Annotated in this window: 17 protein-coding genes; 13 read left to right on the top strand and 4 right to left on the bottom strand. The window is 73.1% G+C overall.

All coding sequences use genetic code 11. From position 1 onward, the window contains the following. Window positions 1-37 precede the first annotated feature (37 nt). From ACIBBA_RS01485 to ACIBBA_RS01475, 3 genes are all read left to right on the top strand, one after another. Complete coding sequence (locus ACIBBA_RS01485; protein WP_396692700.1) at window positions 38-1,054, top strand: coiled-coil domain-containing protein; 1,017 nt, start codon at window positions 38-40, stop codon at window positions 1,052-1,054. 36 nt (window positions 1,055-1,090) lie between these two features. Then, window positions 1,091-2,647: a fused MFS/spermidine synthase gene (locus ACIBBA_RS01480; protein ID WP_396692699.1), complete on the top strand. Its 1,557-nt coding sequence runs from the start codon at window positions 1,091-1,093 to the stop codon at window positions 2,645-2,647. A gap of 71 nt (window positions 2,648-2,718) precedes the next feature. Further along, a complete protein-coding gene (locus tag ACIBBA_RS01475; RefSeq protein ID WP_396692697.1) occupies window positions 2,719-4,329 on the top strand; it encodes a protein kinase in 1,611 nt (536 codons plus the stop codon). Window positions 4,330-4,354: 25 nt separating this feature from the next. Here ACIBBA_RS01475 and ACIBBA_RS01470 read toward each other — a convergent pair whose 3' ends face one another. Together ACIBBA_RS01470 and ACIBBA_RS01465 are read right to left on the bottom strand one after the other, a co-directional pair. Next, window positions 4,355-5,023, bottom strand: coding sequence for a potassium channel family protein (locus tag ACIBBA_RS01470; protein ID WP_396692695.1), 669 nt, complete (start codon window positions 5,021-5,023; stop codon window positions 4,355-4,357). Beyond that, window positions 5,013-6,347 (bottom strand): TrkH family potassium uptake protein, encoded by a 1,335-nt coding sequence (locus ACIBBA_RS01465; protein WP_396692693.1) that lies wholly within the window; start codon window positions 6,345-6,347, stop codon window positions 5,013-5,015. Before ACIBBA_RS01465 ends, ACIBBA_RS01470 begins: the two co-directional genes overlap by 11 nt. Window positions 6,348-6,490: 143 nt before the next feature. On the opposite strand from ACIBBA_RS01465, the gene ACIBBA_RS01460 reads away from it, so the two are divergent. From ACIBBA_RS01460 to ACIBBA_RS01430, 7 genes are all read left to right on the top strand, one after another. Next, complete coding sequence (locus tag ACIBBA_RS01460) at window positions 6,491-7,609, top strand: glycerophosphodiester phosphodiesterase (protein ID WP_396692691.1); 1,119 nt, start codon at window positions 6,491-6,493, stop codon at window positions 7,607-7,609. A gap of 430 nt (window positions 7,610-8,039) precedes the next feature. Next, a complete protein-coding gene (locus ACIBBA_RS01455) occupies window positions 8,040-9,239 on the top strand; it encodes a substrate-binding domain-containing protein (RefSeq protein ID WP_357056360.1) in 1,200 nt (399 codons plus the stop codon). Window positions 9,240-9,243: 4 nt separating this feature from the next. Further along, on the top strand, window positions 9,244-9,987 hold the full coding sequence (locus ACIBBA_RS01450; protein WP_396692689.1) for an ABC transporter ATP-binding protein: 744 nt from the start codon (window positions 9,244-9,246) through the stop codon (window positions 9,985-9,987). Continuing rightward, window positions 9,987-10,757, top strand: coding sequence for an ABC transporter ATP-binding protein (locus tag ACIBBA_RS01445; RefSeq protein ID WP_396692687.1), 771 nt, complete (start codon window positions 9,987-9,989; stop codon window positions 10,755-10,757). The genes ACIBBA_RS01450 and ACIBBA_RS01445 overlap by 1 nt, the downstream gene beginning before the upstream one ends. Next, window positions 10,757-11,647: a branched-chain amino acid ABC transporter permease gene (locus tag ACIBBA_RS01440; RefSeq protein ID WP_396692685.1), complete on the top strand. Its 891-nt coding sequence runs from the start codon at window positions 10,757-10,759 to the stop codon at window positions 11,645-11,647. Before ACIBBA_RS01445 ends, ACIBBA_RS01440 begins: the two co-directional genes overlap by 1 nt. Then, window positions 11,644-12,768 (top strand): branched-chain amino acid ABC transporter permease, encoded by a 1,125-nt coding sequence (locus ACIBBA_RS01435; protein WP_396692683.1) that lies wholly within the window; start codon window positions 11,644-11,646, stop codon window positions 12,766-12,768. Before ACIBBA_RS01440 ends, ACIBBA_RS01435 begins: the two co-directional genes overlap by 4 nt. Window positions 12,769-12,901: 133 nt before the next feature. Continuing rightward, window positions 12,902-13,648 (top strand): SDR family NAD(P)-dependent oxidoreductase, encoded by a 747-nt coding sequence (locus ACIBBA_RS01430; protein WP_396693404.1) that lies wholly within the window; start codon window positions 12,902-12,904, stop codon window positions 13,646-13,648. A gap of 63 nt (window positions 13,649-13,711) precedes the next feature. Here the strand turns inward: ACIBBA_RS01430 and ACIBBA_RS01425 are convergent, their stop codons facing one another. Then, entirely contained in the window at window positions 13,712-14,539 is an 828-nt protein-coding gene (locus tag ACIBBA_RS01425) for a hypothetical protein (RefSeq protein WP_396692681.1), read from the bottom strand. A 164-nt stretch (window positions 14,540-14,703) separates the two neighbouring features. Here ACIBBA_RS01425 and ACIBBA_RS01420 point away from each other — a divergent pair, with 164 nt between their 5' ends. From ACIBBA_RS01420 to ACIBBA_RS01410, 3 genes are all read left to right on the top strand, one after another. Beyond that, window positions 14,704-16,500, top strand: coding sequence for a BTAD domain-containing putative transcriptional regulator (locus ACIBBA_RS01420; protein WP_396692679.1), 1,797 nt, complete (start codon window positions 14,704-14,706; stop codon window positions 16,498-16,500). 57 nt (window positions 16,501-16,557) lie between these two features. Then, on the top strand, window positions 16,558-18,747 hold the full coding sequence (locus ACIBBA_RS01415; protein ID WP_396692677.1) for a DEAD/DEAH box helicase: 2,190 nt from the start codon (window positions 16,558-16,560) through the stop codon (window positions 18,745-18,747). Window positions 18,748-18,906: 159 nt separating this feature from the next. After that, the gene (locus tag ACIBBA_RS01410) at window positions 18,907-19,854 is read left to right on the top strand and encodes a hypothetical protein (RefSeq protein WP_396692675.1); all 948 of its coding nucleotides are present in this window, start codon (window positions 18,907-18,909) and stop codon (window positions 19,852-19,854) included. Between the two features lie 19 nt (window positions 19,855-19,873). Here ACIBBA_RS01410 and ACIBBA_RS01405 read toward each other — a convergent pair whose 3' ends face one another. Then, complete coding sequence (locus tag ACIBBA_RS01405) at window positions 19,874-20,290, bottom strand: helix-turn-helix domain-containing protein (protein ID WP_350875552.1); 417 nt, start codon at window positions 20,288-20,290, stop codon at window positions 19,874-19,876. Window positions 20,291-20,361 lie beyond the last annotated feature (71 nt).

Raw genomic sequence — 20,361 nt, 5'->3', positions numbered from 1 at the left:
CAACCGGGGGGCCGGCGGTCGACGGAAGGACGCAGTCGTGCCCACGACCATGCCCAGCCGGCGTCGCGCCCGCGGCCCGCTGATCGCCCTGCTCGCCGCCGTCGCGCTGCTGCTCGGCAGCGGCGCGGTGCCCGCCTATGCGGAGCCGAACGAGGGTGGCACCAAGAAGCTGCAGGACGCCCTGGAGGCCACCGCCAAGGCGCACATCGAGGCCAAGGCGAAGCTGGACAACTCCAAGCGCCGGCAGAAGCAGCTGGTCGCCGAGATGGGCACCCTCGAGGCGCGGGTGACCGAGCTGACCGCGCAGGTCGGCGAGGTGGCCGCGCAGTCCTACCGGGTGGGTCGACTCACCCCGACGTCGATGCTGCTCAACAGCGCCTCCCCGGAGGCCTTCCTGGAGCGGGCGGCCAACCTCGACCTGATGGCGCAGCGCGACAGCAGGCGGCTGCGCTCGTTCACCGAGGCGCGTCAGCAGGCGGAGCAGGCCAAGCTCGCCATGGACGCCGAGGTGCGTGAGCAGCAGAAGCAGCTCGCTGTGATGGCGAAGAAGAAGAAGGAGGCCGAGGCGGCGCTGGCCGAGGTCAGCTCGGGCACCAGCGGCGGGTTCAGCGGCGGCAGCTCCTCCTCGGCGAAGCCGGCGCCGCGCAACTCCGACGGATCCTGGCCCTCGGAGTCCTGCTCGGTGAACGATCCGACCACCTCCGGCTGCATCACCCCGCGCACCCTGAACGCCCTGCAGCAGACAAAGGCGGCCGGCTACAAGCGGTACGTCTCCTGCTACCGCAGCGGCGGCGGCGGCGAGCATCCCAAGGGGCGGGCCTGCGACTTCGCCGCCGCGACCAACGGCTTCGAGGACCGCAACGCTACCGGCGGCGACAAGGCGTACGGCGACAGCCTCGCCGCCTGGCACGTGCGCAACGCGAACCGGCTGGGCGTGCTCTACGTGATCTGGTACCGGCAGATCTGGCACCCCGGCACCGGCTGGCGCTCCTACAGCGGCAGTGGCAGCCCGGCGGCTAGCCACACGAACCATGTTCATCTCTCGATGTACTGACGCGCGAAGCCAGGTCGGCTGCGTACCATCGCGACGATGAGCTCCCCACCGTCCGAGGTTGCGGCCCCGACCGCGCCCCCCGTACCGGGCGATCCCGTCCGCGCCCTGCCAGGAGGCCTCGCCGCGTTCCTGGTCTTCTTCGCCAGCGGCGCCGTCCTGGTGCTCGAGACGGCCGCCCTGCGCCTGGTCGGCCCGTACGTCGGAGTCACCCTCCAGGTCACCAGTTCGGTGATCGGCATCGCGCTGGCCGCGATCGCCTACGGCGCCTGGTCCGGTGGCTGGCTGGCCGACCGGCGTGACCCCCGCCCGCTGCTGGCCCCCGCGCTGGTGCTGGCCGGCATCGCCACCGCGATCACCCTGCCGGTGGTCCGGTACGCCGGCGAGGTGCTGCGGGGCGGGGCGGCGAGCGCCATCCTGCTGCTCGTCGCGCTGGCCGTCTTCGTCCCGGCGGTGCTGCTCGCCGCGGTGACCCCGCTGGTGGTGAAGCTCCAGCTCGCCGACCTGCGCCGCACCGGCCAGGTGGTCGGGCGGCTCTCCGGCATCGGCACCCTCGGCGGCATCACCGCCACCCTGCTCACCGGCTTCGTGCTGGTCGCCGCGCTGCCCAGCACGGTGATCCTGCTGGCGTTGGCGGTGGCGCTCGGGGTCACCGGCCTCTGCGTCGGTTGGTACCTGCGCCGGCAGTCGCGCACCGAGCTGCCCGGTCCGGCCCGGGCCAAGGCCGCGCTCGCGGTGCTCGGTCTGGTCGGCGCCGGGCTGACCACGGTCGCGCCGAACCCGTGTGACATCGAGACCGCGTACCACTGCGCGAAGGTGGAGGCCGATCCCGACCGGGCGAGCGGGCGGACGCTGCTGCTCAACTCGGCGCAGCACTCCTACGTGGACCTCGACGACCCGCGCCACCTGGAGTACGCGTACACCAAGTGGTTCGGCGCGGTGGCCGACGTGGTCGCACCCGCCGGGCAGCGGCTGGACGCGCTGCACCTGGGCGGCGGCGGGTTCACCGTGCCGCGCTACCTGACCGCCACCCGGCCGGGCACCGACAACCTGGTCTTCGAGATCGACGGCGGGCTCATCGAGTTGGGCGAGCGCGATCTCGGCGTACGCCAGGGGCCGGACCTGCGGGCGGTGACCGGCGACGCCCGGATGCTCGTGGCCGGGGAGCCGGTGGACAGCCGTGACCTGGTGGTCGGCGACGCGTTCGGGCACCTGGTGGTCCCCTGGCACCTGGCCACCCGCGAGATGGCGGCCGACATCCGTCGGGTCACCCGCCCGGGCGGTGTCTACGTGCAGAACGTCATCGACTACCCGCCACTGCGCTTCATCCGCAGCGAGCTGGCTACGGTCGCCACCGAGTTCCGGCACGTGGCGCTGATCGCGCCGCCGGAGGCGTTGGCCGGGGAGCAGGGCTCCAACTTCGTGATCGTCGCCTCGGACGCGCCGCTGCCGCTGGAGGCGGTCCGCGCCCGGCTGCTCGAGGTGGACGTGCGGGCGAGCCTGATTTCCGGCGCGGAGCTGACCGACTTCGTGGGCGAGGCGCTGGTGCTGACCGACGACTACGCGCCGGTGGACCAGCTGTTGGCGACCGCCTGAACGGGTGACATCGCGAACCGAATTCGGCCTGCCAGGTGTAGGCGGGTCGGTACCGGGCAACAACTCCGACCATGGGCGGTGGGGACCGGAACGGCGCGCAACTGCTCGGTGAGCGGTACCGGCTGATCGAGCAGCTCGGCGCGGGCGGCATGTCCGTGGTGTGGCGGGGCTACGACGAGGTGCTCGGCCGCCAGGTCGCGGTCAAGGTGCTCGCGTCGCGGCTGGCCAGCGACCGGGCCTTCCGGCACCGCATTCGCATTGAGGCGCAGGCCGCCGCCCGGCTCTGCCACCCCAACATCACCAACGTGTACGACTACGGCGAGTCCCAGCAGGTCGGGCTGACCGTGCCGTACGTGGTGATGGAGCTGGTCGACGGCGCCCCGCTGACCAGCCGGTTGGGCCGGGAGGCGCAGCTGCCCTGGCGGGAGGCGGTGACCATCTCCGCCGAGGTCGCCTCCGCGCTGGCCACCGCGCACGCCCGCGGCGTCGTGCACCGGGACGTCACCCCGGGCAACGTGATGCTGACGCCGACCGGGGTCAAGGTCGTCGACTTCGGCATCTCGGCGCTGGTCGGGGAGAGCGAGAAGGGCGCGGACGGCACGCTGCTCGGCACTCCCGCCTACCTGGCGCCGGAGCGGCTGGACAACGGCCAGGTCTCGCCGGCCACCGACGTGTACGCCGTGGGCCTGCTGCTCTACCGGATGCTCACCGGGCGGCTGCCGTGGCAGGCCAGCACCACCACCGAGATGCTGCGGGCGCACATGTACACCGACCCGGGGCCGATGCCGGCGGTGCCCGGGCTCCCCGACGAGGTTGCCGACCTGGTGCGGCGCTGCCTGGCGAAGCGCCCCGAGGACCGGCCGGGCACCGCCGAGCTGGCCGGCACCCTGGCCGAGGCGGCCGGGCTGCTCGCCGCCGTGCCGGTCTCGCCGGCCGGCGGGCCGGTGGGCCCGGTAACGTTGGCGAACGCCGGTACCACGATCCTGCCCTGGTCGGCGGCGACCGACGCGCTGCCGTTCTCGCGTACCCGCAACCGGCGGTCGGTGGCCCGGCGCTGGCGGGTGGAGGCCGGCGTGGCCGCGGCCGGTCTGATCGCGGTCACCGCCGCACTGTGGGGGGTGACCGGGCGCAGCCCGGCCAGCGGGGGGATGGAGCAGCCCACCGAGGCGCGGATGGGGGCGGAGAAGCCGGTGCCCTGCCAGGTCGCGTACGCGCTGCGCACCGACTCCGGCAAGGACTTCGCCGCCGAGCTGACCCTCACCAACACCGGCGACCAGGAGCTGCGCGACTGGGCGATGAGCTTCACCTTCCCGGGGAAGCAGACGGTGACCCGGGCGACTCCCGCGTCGGCGAGCCAACAGGGCCGCACGGTGGTCGTCCGGCCGCCGGCGGAGCGGATCGCGCTGGCGCCCGGCGCCGCCGAGAAGCTCACCCTGACCGGCCGCTACACCGGCGGGAACCCGCTGCCGGTGCACTTCAGCCTGGGTGACCGGAGCTGCGGCGTGCAGGTTTCGGGGGTGGCCGGGACGGCACCGAAACCGCCCACCAAGGCCGTGCCGACCAAGGCGCCCGCGAAGGCCGCCACCTCCACCCGGGGCGCTGCCGGCGGCAGCAAGGCGAAGCCCGAGAAGCCCGGCAAGGGCAAGGGGCCCGGCGGTGGGCCGGGCAAGGGCGGTAGGTAGGTCGGGCTGCTCGCTCCTCCGGCCGTTAGCTCAGTTGGGCGAAGCGCTGGACCTGCTCGATGCTCCCCTCCACCACGAGCGCACTGCCGGCCTGCAGCACCGTGGCGTCCGAGGCGTACTGGAACTGCTGGCCCGGCAGCTTGGCGCCGAGCACCCGCACCCCGTAGCGCTCGATCGGCCTGATCTCGGACAGCGGCCGGCCGGCCAGCACCTCCGGTACGCGCACCTTGGCGATGGCGAAGTCGTCGCCGAACTCGATGAAGTCCAGCATCCGGGTGACGATCAGGTGAGCCACCCGTTCGCCGGTCTCCGCCTCGGGGAAAATCACGTGGCGGGCGCCTACCGACGACAGGATCTTGGCATGCTTCGTCGAGGTGGCCCGGGCCCAGATCTGCTCGATCCCGAGTTCGGCCAGCGCCAGCACGCTGAGCACGCTCGCCTCCACCGACGCGCCGATGGCGACCACGGCACGCCCGAAGGAGGTGACCCCGAGCTGGCGTAGCGCGTCCTCCTCGGTCGAGTCGGCCTGCACCACCCGCTCGAGCTGCGCCGACCAGCGCTGCACCTGCTCGGAGTTCCGGTCGATCGCCAACACCTCGTGACCCAGCCGGGTCAGTGAGCCGGCCAGGTGGCAGCCGAACCGGCCCAGCCCGATCACCACGACACCGCTGTCGTCCGCGCGCCTAGCCGACAATGGGTTGCTCCTCCGGGTATCGGTACAGCCGGCGCCGGGTGTTCAGCGCGATCGCCGAGCCGAGGGTGAGCGGGCCGACCCGGCCGATGAACATCAGGACGGTCAGCAGGACCTGCCCGCTCTCCGGCATCCGCTGGGCCAGCCCGACGGTGAGGCCGGTGGTGCTGAACGCCGACGTGACCTCGAAGAGCGCCTGGTAGAAGAGGGTGCCCTGGGTCAGCAGGATCACCGCCAGCGTGCCGAGCGCGACCAGCGCGACGCTCAGCAGCGCCACGGTCAGCGCCTGCCGCTGGCTGGCGTTGGCCACCCGGCGGTTCCCGACCGAGACGTCCGGTTCGCCGCGCAGCTCGGCCCAGATGACGAACGCGAGCAGGAAGAAGGTGGAGACCTTGATCCCGCCGGCGGTGCTGGCGCTGCCGCCGCCGATGAACATCAACGCCACCAGCAGCGGGTAGCTCTCCTCGCGCAGCCCGGTGATGTCGAGTACCTCGAACCCACCGGTGCGGCTGAGCGCGATCTGGGTGAACGACGCGAGCACCTTGCCCGGCATGTCGTACTGGCCGATGGTCCGCGGGTTGGTCCACTCGGTCATGAGCAGCCAGAGGAAGCCGAACCCCACCAGCACCACGCTGCCCCAGATCGTCAGCTTGGTGGCCACCGCCCAGCGGACCGGTGTCCGCCACTCGCGGACCGCCTCGAAGAGCGCCGGAAAGCCCAGCCCGCCGATGATCGCGCCGAACGCCAGCGGCAGCGCCACCCAGGGATCCTGGGAGAAGGCCAGCAGGCCGTCGGTGTAGAGGGCGAAGCCACCGTTGTTGAACGCCTGCACGGCGTGGAAGGTGCCGGACCAGAGGGCACGGCCGAGGGTGTAGTCGTAGCTGATCCAGAGCCGCCCGGCGACCAGCGCGGCCATCGCCGCCTCGCAGGCGAAGACGGTCACGGCGATCCGGCGCAGTAGCCGAGCCACGTCGCCGACGCCGAACTCCTGGGTCTCGGCCTGCACGAGCAGCCGGTTGCGGAGCCCGAGCTGCCGGCTGACCAGCAGGATGACGAGCGCGGCGACGGTGAGGATGCCGAGGCCACCGAGCTGGGTCAGCAGGGTGATGATGACCAGTCCCCAGATGGACCAGTAGTTGGGCGTGTCGTTGATCGCCATCCCGGTGACCGAGATCGCCGAGGTCGAGGTGAAGAGCGCGGTGACGAAGGGCGCGGGCTGGTAGTCGACGGTGGCCGCGCGCATCGACAGCAGTCCGGTGCCGATCAGGATCGGCACCAGGAAGGCGAACGGCACCAGCCGTACGGGGTGTCGAAAGAACCGGCGCACCAGACAATCTTCCTTTTCCGTCGGTATCGGGGTGAGTGAACCCGCGATCCGGAACTTCACCTGCCGGCCAGGCATCGACCAACTTCCGGTCAACCCGGGGCGGTCTGCTGTGGCGGTTCCACCGACGACGACAGGAGACCGCGTTGCGACGTACCCTTTCCGCCCTCGGCCTGGCCGCCGGGCTGCTGGCCGCCGCCGTGGCCGTGCCGACGATGGCCGCGTCGGCCGAGCCGGCCGCCGACCGGGGACAGTCCCGGGCGAGCGACCGGCCGCTCGTGATCGGCCACCGCGGTGCGAGCGGCTACCGCCCGGAGCACACCCTTGAGGCGTACCGCCTGGCGATCCGGATGGGCGCCGACTTCGTCGAGCCCGACCTGGTCTCGACCCGCGACGGCGTGCTCGTCGCCCGGCACGAGAACGAGATCTCCGGCACCACCGACGTGGCCGCGCACCCGGAGTTCGCCGCGCGTAAGGCGACCAAGACGATCGACGGCGTGTCGGTGACCGGCTGGTTCACCGAGGACTTCATCCTGGCCGAGCTGAAGACGCTGCGCGCCAAGGAGCGGCTGCCGCAGGTCCGGGTCGCGAACACCGCGTTCGACGGTCAGTTCCAGGTGCCCACCCTCCAGGAGGTCATCGACCTGGCCCGGACCGAGGGACGGGCGCGTAACCGCACCATCGGCATCTATCCGGAGACCAAGCACCCGAGCTACTTCGCCGCGATCGGGCGGCCGCTGGAGGAGCCGCTGCTGAAGGTGCTCCGGGCCAACAAGCTGACCCGGAAGAACTCGCCGGTCATCATCCAGTCCTTCGAGACGGCGAACCTGCGCAAGCTCTCCCGGATGACCGACGTCCGGCTGGCCCAGCTGCTCGACGCCACCGGCCGCCCCTACGACTTCACCGTCGCCGGTGACGCCCGCACCTACCAGGACCTGGCCACCGCGGCCGGGCTGAAGTGGATCGCCGGTTACGCCGACGGCATCGGCGCGCACAAGAACCTGATCGTGCCGCGGGACGCCGCGGGCAAGCTGCTCGCCCCGACCAACGTGGTGCGGGACGCCCACCGCGAGGGTCTGGTCGTGCACGCCTGGACGTTCCGGGTGGAGAACCAGTTCCTGCCGACGGACTTCCGGATCGGCAACGACCCGAACGCCCGTGGCGACATCACCAGCGAGTACGAGCTCTTCTTCCGCCTCGGCCTGGACGGCGTCTTCACCGACCAGCCGGACACCGCCGTCGCCGCCCGCGCCGGCCTCGCCTGACCCACCCCGAAACCGCTGGCCCGTCACCCGTCCCCGGGTGCCGGGCCAGCGCCGTTTCCTCCCGTCACCACCGCGCGCGATGAGAGAGCGCGGTGCCGCGCAACTTCAAAGAAGTCGCGGCCTCGCCCCCGCTTCGCGGCGGCGACTTCCCTGAAATTGTGTCGCTCATGGGCCGGACGTGCGGCGGCGCGAGCGCCGTGCGGGCCGGTATCGCGGTCGATGGCCGGGGCCGACACATGAGGTGCGGAGAAGACGGAGACCACGCCCATCGCCGTGCGGCGTCGAGGCGGGTATGGGCAGCTCGCTGTAACGGCCGGCCATCCCACTCCGGTTACTTGTGTGTTTCGGCCACATAGCCCGTGGGTGACGTCACTTCTAGCGTGAGCCGACAATGAGTTTCCCTCCCTCCGAGTCCTCACGTGGAGTCGCAATGACGGTCCGGACGACGCGGCGGGTGTTCCTCTCCGCCGCCACGATGATGGCCGCGGCGCTGGCCGCCACGGCCTGTGGCAGCCCGCAGGACACCGCCTCCGGCGGCGGCGACAGCGCCGCCCCGGTCAAGGTTGGCCTGGTGTACTCCCAGTCGGGTGCGCTGGCCAGCTATGGAAAGCAGTACATCGAGGGGTTCAAGGCCGGCCTCGACTACGCCACCAAGGGCACCAACAAGGTCGGCGACCGGACGATCGAACTCACCGAGGTCGACGACGCCGGTGACCCGGCGAAGGCGGTCTCCGCGGCCAAGGACCTCATCGGCAAGGGCAGCAAGATCATTGCTGGCTCCACCGCCTCCGGCGTGGCGCTCCAGGTCGCCCCGATCGCGGCGCAGAACAAGGTCCTCTTCATCTCCGGGCCGGCCGCGACGGACGCGGTCACCGCCGCGAACAAGTACACCTTCCGCTCGGGCCGCCAGTCCTATCAGGACGTGGTGACCGCGAAGTCGTTCATCGGCGACCCGACCGGCAAGAAGGTCGTGGTGTTCGCCCAGGACGGCGCCTTCGGCGACGCGAACGAGGCCGCCGTGAAGGCCGTCATCGGCGGTGCCGGTGCGACCGTCAGCAGCGTGCGCGCCCCGGCCAGCGCCACCGAGTTCACCCCGTTCGCCAGCCAGATCAAGGCCGCCAAGCCGGACCTGCTCTTCGTCGCCTGGGCCGGCACCACCGCCCCGGCGATGTGGCAGACCCTCGACCAGCAGGGCGTGCTCTCCTCCACCACGGTCGTCACCGGCCTGGACATCCGCGCCTCCTGGCCCACCTTCGGCGCGGCCGGCAGCAAGATCTCCTTCCTGTCGCACTACTTCGACGGAGCCAGCGACACCGAGGCCAGCAAGGCGCTCAAGGCCAAGGTCGGCACCGTCGACCTCTTCCACCCGGACGGCTTCGCCGCCGCCCAGATGGTGGTCCGCGCGGCGCAGGAGGGTGGCGACGACGTCGACAAGATGGTCACCGCGCTGGAGGGCTGGAGCTTCGACGGGGTCAAGGGCAAGATGACCATCCGCGCCGAGGACCACGCCCTGCTCCAGCCGATGTACCAGGCCAAGCTGACCGGCAGCGGCACCGCGTTCACCGCCACCGCGCAGAAGAGCCTCACCGGTGACGAGACCGCGCCGCCGGTCGTGGCGATGAAGGGCTGACCTGATGCTCGCCACCCGCGGTCTGACCTGGCGGATCGGTGAGGTCGCCATCGTCGACACCGTCTACCTCGACCTGGCGCCCGGGGAGTTCCTCGGCGTGATCGGGCCGAACGGCGCCGGCAAGACCTCACTGTTCAACCTGATCACCGGCCTGCGCCGGGCCACGGAAGGCCGGATAACCCTGGACGGGCAGGACATCACCACCCTGCCGCCGCACCGGCGGGCCCGACTCGGGCTCGGCCGTACCTTCCAGGCGTCCTCGGTCTTCGGCTCGCTCACCGTGCGGGAGAACGTGCGGCTCGCCGTACAGGCGCACCGCGGGGGCTCGATGAAGCTGTGGCGGCGGGCGGCGGCCGACCGGGAGGTCGCCGCCGCCGCCGACGCGGCGCTCGACCGGGTCGGCCTCGCCCACCGGGGTACGGCGCTCGCCGGCACCCTCGCCCACGGCGAGAAGCGCAAGCTGGAGATCGCCCTGCTGCTCGCCGGCGAGCCGCGGGTGATGCTGCTGGACGAGCCGATGGCCGGGGTCAGCGCCGAGGACGTGCCTGAGCTGGTCGCGGTGATCCGGTCGCTCACCGGGGACAGCGGCCGGTCGGTGCTCATGGTGGAGCACCACATGGACGTGATCCTCGAGCTGGCCGATCGGATCGCCGTGATGCACCACGGCGCGCTGCTCGCCTGCGACACCCCGGAGACGGTGATGGCCAACCCCACCGTGCAAGAGGCCTACCTGGGGGAGTCGCTCTGATGGAACCCATTCTCAGCGTGGAGAACCTGTCGGTCCGCATCGCCGGGCTGCACATCCTCCAGGGGGTGTCCTTCGCGGTCGCCCCGACCGGCGTGACCGTCCTGCTCGGCCGCAACGGCGTCGGCAAGACGACCACGCTGCGCGCGGTCGTCGGGCTCACCCCCCGCAGCGGTGAGGTACGCGGGACGATCCGGATGGGCGCGCAGAGCCTGCTCACCCGCCCCACCTACCGGCTGGTCCGCGGCGGGCTCGGCTACGTGCCGGAGGACCGCTGCGTCTTCGCCGGCCTCACCGTGGCGGAGAACCTGCGGCTCGCCGAACGGCGGGGCACCGCCCCGGCGTACGACAAGGTCTTCGCGCTCTTTCCCGAGCTGGACCGGCGCGGACGGCAACGGGCCGGCTCGCTCTCCGGCGGGCAGCAGCAGATGCTCGCGATCGGTCGGGTGCTGCTCAACGACAACCGGCTGCTGCTGATCGACGAGCCGACCAAGGGGTTGGCGCCGAAGGTGGTGACCGAGGTGACCGAGGTGCTGGAACGGGTCGCGGAGTCCGTGCCGGTGCTGCTGGTCGAGCAGAACCTCGCGGTGGTCCGGCGGCTCGCCAAGGACGCTGTGGTGCTCGCCGCCGGTCAGGTGGCCTGGACCGGCGACGCCCAGGAACTGCTGCTGGAGACGGCACTGACCAGGTCCCTGCTGGGCGTGGGCACCGGCGAGGGACACCACCCGGCCGGGTCCGACCGGGCCGCGACGGCCGGGAAGGACGCGCACTGATGGGCACCGTGATCCTGCTGGCGTTGACCGGCCTCGGGCTGGCGGCGCTCTACTTCCTGGTCGCCTCCGGGCTCTCGCTGGTCTTCGGCCTCGCCGACGTGCTCAACTTCGCGCACGGTCTCTTCCTCGGCGTCGGCGCGTACGCGACCTGGTGGGCGGCGGGTAACCTGCCCGGTGCCGGGTCGGACGGGTTCGGCTTCGTGCTCGCGGTTGCCTGCGGGGTGGCCGCCGGCACGCTCGTCGCGGTCCTGGTCGAGCTGGTGCTGATCCGGCCGCTCTACTCGCGCACCATCGAGCAGGTGCTGGTCACCGTCGGCCTCTCGCTGGCCGGGGTGGCGCTGCTCCAGGCCACCTGGGGCGCCGACGCCCGGCCGTTCCCGCGACCGGAGTGGACCCGCGAGGTGACCGGGATCCTCGGCGCGCAGGTGCCCAACGGCGGCCTGCTGCTGATCATCGCCGCGGGGCTGGTGCTCGGCGCGCTGCTCGCCTTCCTCCGCTGGACCCGCTACGGCCTGGTGATCCGGGCCGGCGTGGAGAACCGGGAGATGGTGACCGCGCTCGGCATCGACGTCCGCAAGGCGTTCACCCTGGTCTTCGCGATCGGTGGGGCCGCCGCGGCGCTGGCCGGGGCGCTCGGCGGGGTCTACTTCGGCACCGTCTCGCCCGGGCAGGGCAGCTCGCTGCTGATCTTCGCGTTCATCGTGGTGGTGATCGGCGGGATGGGCTCGGTGGTCGGCTCCGCGTACGCGGCGGTCGCGGTCGGGCTGCTGCAACAGTTCGTCAACTACTACGGCCCCTCCGGCCTCGGCGACGTCTGCGTGGTCGGGCTGCTGGCCGTGGTGCTGCTGCTGCGCCCCCAGGGCATCGCCGGAAAGGTGGCAACGGCATGACCGAGGTCAAGAGTGCTGAGGTTCCCGCCCCGCCGGCGGCGGTGCCCGCCGAGCTGACGCCCGAGCGCGGGGGGTGGCACCGGGTGCGCCCGTTCCTGCCGCTGGTCGCGCTGCTGGTTGCGGCGATCGTGCCGTACTCGACGCTGCCCCTGCCGGGGATCTTCGAGGGGCCGCTGAACTCGCCCGGCACCCTGCAACTGCTCGCCGTCTGCCTGGTCTTCGGTGGCCTCGCCGCCGGGTACGACCTGCTCTTCGGCCGGACCGGGATGCTCTCCTTCGGGCACGCGCTCTACTTCGCCGCCGGCGTCTACGGCACCGACATCCTGGTCACCAAGGCCGGGCTGCCGCTCTGGCAGGCGGCGCTGCTGACCATCACCGGCGGGACGATCCTGGCCGCGCTGCTCGGCGCGGTGGCGCTGCGTACGGTCGGCATCGCGTTCGCCATGGTGACGCTGGCCTTCGCCCAGGTCGGGGCGATCCTGGTGGCCCGGGACTTCGGTGGCTTCACCGGTGGCGAGGAGGGGCTGCCGCTGAACGTCTCCGGGCTGCCCGCCGGGCTGGTCGGGGTGACCAACACGGTCAACCTCTACTGGCTGGCGCTGGCCTACCTCGCCGTGGTGGTCCTCGTGGTGCACCGGGTCTCCGGCTCGCCGACCGGGCGGGTGCTCGCCGGCCTGCGCGACGACGAGCGGCGGATCGGGGTGCTCGGGCTCGACCCGTACCGCTACAAGCTGGTGGCGTTCACCCTGGCCGGCGGGCTCGCCTCGGCCGGGGGAGTGGTCTACTGCCTGATCGTCGGCGGCGCCTCGCCGCACATCACCTCGTCCGAGCTGACCCTGTCGCTGCTGGTCATGGTGGTGCTCGGTGGGCCGGGCACCCGGTGGGGTCCGGTGCTCGGCGGGGTGCTCTACATGTACCTGGACCACCGGCTCACCGCGTTCGGCACCTCCGACGCGGTGGACGCGCTGCCCGCGGTGCTCAGCCGGCCGCTCTCCCAGCCGCTCTTCGTGCTCGGCACCATCTTCATCCTGGCCGTCTACTTCTTCCCCGGCGGCCTGGCCAGCCTCACCCCCCGCCTCACCCTCCTGCGCAAATCCCTACGCCCCACCCCCCGCCCCTAACCCCTCACCCCGGTCCCGCCCTGTCCCGTCCGTCCCGCCCCGTCGATCATGAAGTTATTGTCGCGACACGCCGTGTAGGCGGGCGATAACTTCATGATCGACGGGGTGTCCGGGTAGGGGAGGCGGCATGGGGATGGGCGAGCGGGTTGCGGTGGTCAGCGGGGGTGGGACCGGGATCGGGGCGGCGGTCGCGCGGACCCTGGCCGGTGACGGCTACGACGTGCTCATCGTGGGGCGGCGGGCGGACGTGCTGTCGGCCACCGCCGAGCAGATCGGTGCGGACTGCGGGCGGCCGGCGGCGGTCAGCACCGTCACCGCCGACCTGACCGATCCGGAACAGCTCGACCGGGTGGTCGCCGCGCTCGGCGGCCGGACCGTCGACGTGGTGGTCAACAACGCCGGCGGATACCTCGACAGGGAGAGCGACACTCTTGCCGGCGCCGCCGCGTACTGGCGGGCCAACCTGGACGCCAACGTGCTCACCGCCGTCCTGCTCACCGAGGCGCTGCGCCCCGCCCTGCGTCGCCCGGGCGGCCGGGTGATCCTGCTCAGCTCGATCGCCGCCCAGCGCGGCGGCGCCGGACCGTACTCGGCGGCGAAGGCGGCGCTGCACGGCTGGGCGTACGACCTCGCCGCACAGCTCGGCCCGGAGCAGATCACGGTCAACGTGGTCAGCCCCGGCTACGTCGCGGAGACCGAGTTCTTCGGCGACCGGATGACCCCCGAGGGGCACACCCGGCGGGTCGCGGCCACCCTGGTCGGGCGGGCCGGCGAACCCGCCGACATCGCCGAGGCGGTCCGCTACCTGGCCAGCCCGGCGGCCGGCTACGTCACCGGTCAGGTGCTGGGAGTCAACGGCGGCTCCGTACTCGGCCGCTGACCCGACGACGAGCGGGAGGCGGCCCCCCGTGTGGCCGCCTCCCGCTCGGTGTCAGTTCGGTGATCAGCCGTTCAGCAGCTCGTACGCCACCGCCGGCGCGTCCTGCGCGGCCTTGCCGGTCGGGGCGGTGACCTTCGGCGCGGTGCCGTAGTCGCGGTACCGCACCAGGTACTCGTACGCCTTCTGCTTGCCCGCCGCCGGCACCTGGAGGGTGAGCGAGGCGAGGTTGCCGTCCGCGCCGACCTCGGCGGTGAACGGGATGGCCTTGGCCTTGTCGCCGAGCGCCGTCATCGACTCGGCGTCGAGCGCCTTGGCCGCCTCGCCGGAGGTGAGGTCGATCGTGCCGGCGTACCGGCCGGTGCCCTGCTCCTCGACGGCCGTCGCCGCCTCGACGAGCGGGCCGGCGTTGCCCACGTCGACGCCGTCGTAGACCGGCGCGCTCTCGCCGTCGGTGAGCCGGCTCCGGTCCAGCCGCAGCCACCGGTCCGGCAGCTTGGGCAGGCCGGTGAGGCCCTTGGTGCCGGTGAACTTCACCTTCATCCAGGTCTGGTCGGCGACCAGCCGGAACGACATGGTGGTGGTGAAGCCCAGGTCGGGGTCCTTGATCGAGGTGGTGAACTCGGCGCCCTTGGCCGTCGGGTCGACCAGCCCGGAGACCGTGCTGGACGAGTCCTTGCCGCTGAACCGGAACGTGCCCTCCGTGCCGTCGGGAACGGCGGCGAGCAGCGCCGCCTTCGGCGTGGGCGCGGCGCTCGACGACCCCGGCTCGGCCGTCCGCTCGGCACCGTCATCCGGCGTGCAGGCGGCGAGCAGCGCGGTGGCGGCCAGGGCGGCGGTGGTGGTGGAGACGACCCGACGGAGGAGGCCGGCGGTACGGGTGCGCTGTGTCATCGCGGTTCTCTTTCTCGCATGTCCGGCGGTTGCCGTTGACGATGCTGCGGGCGGGCACTGCCGAATCACTGCCGCTATGCTGCGATCCGACTGCCGATGCTGCGGTCCGACCGCCGTGCGGCTGCCGCCGGCGCCAGCGGGGGGTGTCAGGAGCGAAAGATCGCATGTCAGGAACGGTGCGCTTCGAGATCCTCGGTCCCCAGCAAGCCTGGTACGACGACCAGGAACTCGACACCGGCCCGGGCAAGCAGCGCGCGGTGCTGGCCGTACTTCTGCTCGCCGCGGGCCGTCCGGTGCCCACCGGGCAGATCGTCGAGGCGGTCTGGCCGGATGACCCGCCGGCCAACGGGCCGAACGTCGTGCAGAAGTACGTCGCCGGGCTGCGCCGGGTGCTGGAGCCGGAGCGCTCCCCGCGTACGCCCGGTCAGGTGCTCACCCTGAGCGAGGCGGGCTACCTGTTGCGGGTAACGCCGGAGTCGGTGGACGCGGTGGCGTTCGAGCGGGCGGTGCGCCGAGCGCAGCGGCTGCGCTCCGAGGGCCGCGTTGCCGAGGCGGTCACCGCACTGCGGTCGGCGCTGGAGCTGTGGCGCGGCGAGCCGCTCGCCGGCCTGCCCGGCCCGTTCTTCGAGTCGGCCCGGCACCGGCTGGTGGAGCTGCGGGCCGCCGCCTTGGAGACGCGCGCCGAGCTGGAGCTGGAGCTGGGCCGGCACCGGGAGCTCGTCGGTGAGCTGGTGGAGCTGGTCGTCGAGTTCCCGTTGCGGGAGCGGCTGCGGCACCAGCTGATGCTGGCGCTGCACCGCAGCGGCCGGCAGGCCGAGGCGCTCGCCGGCTACCGGGAGTACGGCGACCTGCTCCGCGAGGAGTTCGGCATCGAGCCGGGCGACGCGCTCCAGGACCTGCACCGGCGCATCCTCCGGTCTGATCCGGCGCTCATGCCGGCCGCCGCACCCCTGCCTCCGGCCGTCCGGGCCACCGATCCGGCGCCGCCGCCCGCCGAGCCGAATGCGCCCGCCGAGCCGACCACCTCCGTCGAACCGACCGCGTCCGCCGCGCCGACCGCGTCCGCCTCCGCCCCGCCGGCGCGGGTGTCGGCCGACCCGACGCCCCCGCCCCCGACCTCAACGCCGGCCGTGCCGCCGACCGCGGCGCCGCCGCCGGTCAGCGCGGCGCCCTTCCCGGCGTACCTGCCACCGCCGGCCGGGCCCTCGTCGTTCGCCGGTCTGCCGCCCGCAGCCGATGGGCGGTGGCCGAAGACCCCGATGCCTCGCTGGGCGAGCGCGACCGCCACGGTGGTCGGTACCGTCCTCGTCCTGCTCTCCCTCGGCTGCCTCACCTGGCTGGTGATTCTGCTGTACGCCGCGTGGCGGCGCAGCTGGCGCCTCGCTCTCGCCGGCGTCGGCTACCTGGCCGTGCTGGTCCTCGAGGTGTCGCTGCTCGACATCGAACACCCCGAGGCCGAGCCTTCCGCGGCCACGTCGGTGGTCTTTCTCGGCCTGGTGGTGTTCACCTGGTTGATCGGGGCGGTGCACGTGGTCCTGCTGAGCCGTGGCGTCTGGGCGACGCTCACCGGCGGGCCGGGCAGCGCCAAGGACCGCGCCGGGGAGGAGCGGCGCATCCGCCGGGAGCACTCCCGTTACCTGCTCTACCACTACCCGGCGGCCCGGGGGGAACTGCGGATCGGGCGACCGGACCTGCCCCGCAGCTTCGACGACGGTGGCCTGATCGACGTCAACGCCGTCCCGGAACAGGTGCTCGCCGGTCTGCCCGGCCTGACTGCCGAGCAGTGCCGGCAGATGGTGGTCGACCGCTGGTTGCGCGGCCCGTACTCCTCCCTGGAGGAGCTCGCCGGGCGCTGTCTGCTGCCGCCGAACGTCACCGAGCCCCTCCGCGACCTGCTCTTCTTCCTGCCCCCGACGCCGGCTGCCACCCCGGACCGGACGGTCCCGCCACCTGGCTCGTGACCAGGACCTCCGGTGGCGGACCGTGGTGGCGTCACCCGTCGCTGGTAGAAATGCCGGATGAGCCAGGATCGGGCGGCGGTACGGGAGCGAGCCGAGGCGGTGCTGCGGCGGCTGGCCGGCGAGCACGCCCGGCTGCGCGAGGACCAGTGGCGGGCCATCGAGGCGCTGGTGGTCGACCGGCGCCGGGTGCTCTGCGTGCAGCGCACAGGGTGGGGCAAGTCGGCGGTCTACTTCGTGGCCACCGCGCTGCTCCGGGAGCGTGACCGGGCCGCCGACGCCGGCTCGGCCGGCAAAGCCGACGCCGACCGGGCCGCCGCTGACGCGGTCGGGCCCACGGTGATCGTCTCGCCGCTGCTGGCGCTGATGCGCAACCAGGTGGAGTCGGCCGCGCGGGCCGGCATCCGGGCCCGCACCATCAACTCCGCCAACCTGGACGAGTGGGACGAGGTCACCGCCGAGATCCACGCCGGCGCGGTCGACGTGCTGCTGATCAGCCCGGAACGGCTCAACAACCCGGATTTCCGCGACGGGGTGCTGCCGAAGCTGGCCGGCACCACCGGCCTGCTGGTGGTCGACGAGGCGCACTGCGTCTCGGACTGGGGGCACGACTTCCGCCCCGACTACCGGCGGCTGCGCACCTTCCTCGGCAACCTGCCGACCGGTACGCCGGTGCTGGCCACCACGGCCACCGCCAACACCCGGGTCACCACGGACGTCGCCGAGCAACTCAGCACGGGCGACGGCAGCGACACGCTGGTGCTGCGCGGCACGCTCGACCGGGAGTCGTTGCGCCTGGGTGTCCTCGAGCTGCCCAGCCCGGCGCACCGGCTGGCCTGGCTCGCCGACCACCTCGACCGGCTGCCCGGCTCGGGCATCGTCTACACGCTCACCGTGGCGGCGGCGGGGGAGACCACCGAGTTTCTCCGCTCGCGCGGCTACCCGGTCGCCGCCTACACGGGGCAGGCCGACGACGCCGACCGGCGGGCCGCCGAGCAGGATCTGCTGGACAACAAGATCAAGGCGCTGGTCGCCACGAGCGCGCTGGGCATGGGCTTCGACAAACCCGACCTCGGCTTCGTGGTGCACCTCGGGGCACCGCCCTCACCCATCGCCTACTACCAGCAGGTCGGCCGGGCGGGCCGGGCCGTCGAGCACGCCGAGGTGCTGCTCCTGCCCGGCGCCGAGGACGCGGCGATCTGGCGCTACTTCGCCTCGCTCGCGTTCCCGCCGGAGGAGCAGGTCCGGGCCGTGCTCGCCGCCCTGCACCCGGACCGGCCGATCTCCACCCAGGCCCTGGAGCCCCTGGTCGACCTGCGCCGGGCCCGGCTGGAGCTGATGCTCAAGGTGCTCGACGTGGACGGCGCGGTCCGCCGGGTGCGCGGCGGCTGGCTGGCCACCGGCGAGCCCTGGGTCTACGACGAGGCCCGGTTGCGCCGGGTCGCCGCCGCGCGCACCGCCGAGCAGCAGGCCATGCGGGAGTACGCGACCACGCCCGGCTGCCGGATGCGATACCTGCGCGAGTGCCTGGACGACGTCGAGGCGGCCGACTGCGGCCGGTGCGACCGGTGCGCCGGGCCGCTCTTCGCCACCGAGGTGTCCACCACCGCTGAGAGCGCCGCGCAGACCTTCCTTGGCCGGCCGGGGGTGGAGATCCCGCCGAAGAAGCTCTGGCCCACCGGGCTGGACGCGGTCGGCGTACCGCTCAAGGGGCGGATCGCCCCCGCGGAGCAGGCGCTGCCCGGTCGGGCGGTGGGCCGCCTCTCCGACCTCGGCTGGGGTGGCCGGCTGCGCGAACTGGTCGGCCCCGAGTCGGCCGACGTCCCGGTCCCCGACGACGTGGCCGCCGCAGTGGTCGAGGTGCTCAAGGCGTGGGCGCACGGCGACTCGCCGTGGCCGCGCCGCCCGGTGGCCGTGGTGGCGGCCGGTTCGCGCCGTCGGCCCCGCCTGGTCGGCTCGCTCGCCGAGCAGATCGCCACGGTCGGCCGGCTGCCGCTGCTCGGGCAACTGCCGCCGGCTGCCCCGTCCGCCCACGGGGCCCGGGGCAACAGCGCCCAGCGGGTACGCGCGCTGCACGACGCCTTCACCGTGCCGGCGGACCTCGCCGACGCGCTCGCCGGGCTGGACGGGCCTGTGCTGCTCGTCGACGACCTGGTCGACTCGGGCTGGACGATGACGCTCCTCACCCGGGCGCTGCGCCGGGCCGGCGCCCCGGACGTGCTGCCCCTCGCCCTGGCGATCGCCGGCTGAGCCTTCGCCGCCGTGAGTGCGGCTGGACCACGCCGCCCGGAGGCGGTCGCGCGCGGCCGGGTGCGAAAAGTTCCCGGCCCGGGCCGATTGCGACCGTCGCCACGCCGTCGGCACACCGACCAGGGCGCGGCGGCTCCGGCGGTACCGTGGGCGCCATGGATGAGCAGGCCGGTCACGGGTCGGGCAGCGGTGCCTGAGGAGGTCTCCGCCGCGCCCGACCGCGGCACGCTCCGACTGGCGCTGGTGGTCGGTGGCCTGGTGCTCGCCGTGCTGCTCGGCTTCGGCCTCGGCCGGCTCAACGGCGGGGGCGCGACCGCGGCGGGTCCGGCGACCGGCACCGACCACACGCACGCGCCGGGCACCGCGCCGCACGACCACGGCGGCACCGACCAGGCCCCGAGCACCGACGCGGGCGGCCTCGCGATCGGTACGGCCGGCTACACCCTGGCTCCGCTGAGCACCGAGTTCACCCCGGGTCGCGCGGCGTCGCTGCGGTTCCAGATCCGCGACGCCCAGCGCCGGCCGGTCACCCGGTTCGCCATCGTGCACGACAAGCCGATGCACCTCATCGTGGTGCGCCGGGACCTGACCGGCTACCAGCACCTGCACCCGACGATGGCACCGGACGGCACCTGGTCGGTGCCGCTGAGCCTGCCGCAGCCCGGTGCCTGGCGGGCGTACGCCGACTTCACCGCGCTCGCCGCCGACGGCACGCAGACCGCGCTCACCCTCGGCGTCGACCTGGCCGCGCCCGGCCGCTACGACCCGCGCCCGCTGCCGGCGGCGGCCACCGCGACGACCGTCGACGGCTTCACCGTCGACTACCAGGGCACCCCGCAGGCCGGGGCGAACGTGGCACTGACCTTCCGGATCACCGCCGACGGCGCCGCCCCGACCCTGGAGCGCTACCTCGGGGCGTACGGGCACCTGGTGGCGCTGCGCGAGGGGGATCTCGGCTATCTGCACGTGCACCCCGAACCGGCGCTGGTCGACGGGGCGGTGCGGTTCTGGCTGACCACGCCGGGGCCGGGCCGGTACCGGCTCTACCTCGACTTCCAGGTGGCGGGCGTGGTCCGTACCGCCGAATTCACCGTCACCGTGCCCTGACGACGGCCCGCGGCCGGCGTCAGCCGGCCCGGCGGATCGGGCGGCGGGCGAGGTAGCGGAGCAGGTCGCGGATGTGGTGCTTCTCCTCGGCCGGCACGGTCGGATCGGCGAGGCGGTCCAGGATCACCCGGACGTCGGCCTCGACCGGCCCGTCGTCGCTGCGCCGGCGCGGGGCCGGACCGGCGTCGGGCAGGCCGAGCGCCCGGAACGCCGCGGCCACCGGCAGGTCCAGCGCGGCACAGAAGCCGCGGACCTTGGCCAGCTCGGGGTAGTCCTGCCAGTCACCGGCGAGCCACCGGAAGACGGTGGAGCGGCCGACGCCGGTGTGCGCGGCCAGGTCGGTGACGGTCCAGCCCCGTTCCTCGCGGGCGTCGTCGATGGCCCGGCGCACGAACCGTGCGAACGCCATCTGCGGCGAAACCTCTGCAGAACTCATCCCTGCGGGCTTCCCTCCCGACCACTGCACCGGGGACGATGACGCATCCGAGCGTAGTACCCGACGGCGTG

Origin of the sequence: Micromonospora sp. NPDC051006 (assembly GCF_044456245.1) — a bacterium.
GTDB lineage: Bacteria > Actinomycetota > Actinomycetes > Mycobacteriales > Micromonosporaceae > Micromonospora.
Note: the sequence above shows the minus strand (reverse complement) of the source record. Positions and strands in the feature narration are given on the sequence as shown.